The sequence below is a fragment of the Sphingobium sp. 22B genome (assembly GCF_001580035.1).
GTDB classification, from domain to species: Bacteria; Pseudomonadota; Alphaproteobacteria; order Sphingomonadales; family Sphingomonadaceae; genus Sphingobium; species Sphingobium fuliginis.
This window is the reverse complement of record NZ_LTAB01000082.1, coordinates 1-594: the sequence shown is the minus strand read 5'-3', so window position 1 is coordinate 594 and position 594 is coordinate 1. Positions and strand designations below refer to the sequence as shown.

Sequence of the window (594 nt, the reverse complement as noted above, 5' to 3'; positions counted from 1 at the left end):
GTTCGGCAGCTTGCATATCAATATGTCCCGCCGCAAAAATAGCGAACAAAAAATGCTCTGCATTTCCTGCGCTGAAAATTTATTTTTGATCCCGGACTCTGACGGGATCTCGGCTAAAGCAAAAMYTCCGGTCACGGTCTACCTGAAAGGCATGTTGACGCGGCCGGATGTCTCGGGTTATTCTTCCTGCATTGAGGGTTCAACCGCCAAGTTAAAACCTGTTCTCCAGTCTGAATACCGATAAATGCCCGGCGTTGCCGTGGTTATCAGCAAATTTGCGCCGCTTTAGCGGCGTTTTTTGTTAGCGAATAAAGACCTCTATATACATAAGCGCGCCACCATATATAGTGCATGATTGCACTGGCCAAAAGTTTACGACGGCAAACAATTACTGTCCAGCGATCCAAGATCGAATGCGATGCCACCACTTTGGTTTGTGTTGGCTATCAGTGAGCAATTTGATTTGCTCGCGGTGATTTTCTACCTGCGATTCAAGATAACCATTGCGCCAATTCGCTCCCTGCAAATCCGTTTGGGCCTGCTTGAGCTGAGATTCAACGTCTGATAATCGGTCGAGCAACTGTCTCTTATACA

2 protein-coding genes are annotated in these 594 nt (G+C 47.1%); one reads left to right on the top strand and one right to left on the bottom strand.

Annotation, left to right across the window (positions count from 1 at the left end):
- A partial coding sequence (locus tag A0J57_RS27095; protein ID WP_235600961.1) for a hypothetical protein occupies positions 1-244 on the top strand: 244 nt, incomplete at its 5' end.
- A gap of 144 nt (positions 245-388) precedes the next feature.
- Here A0J57_RS27095 and A0J57_RS27090 read toward each other — a convergent pair.
- Positions 389-594 (bottom strand): hypothetical protein (locus A0J57_RS27090; RefSeq protein ID WP_235600960.1); only part of this gene is annotated, 206 nt, incomplete at its 5' end.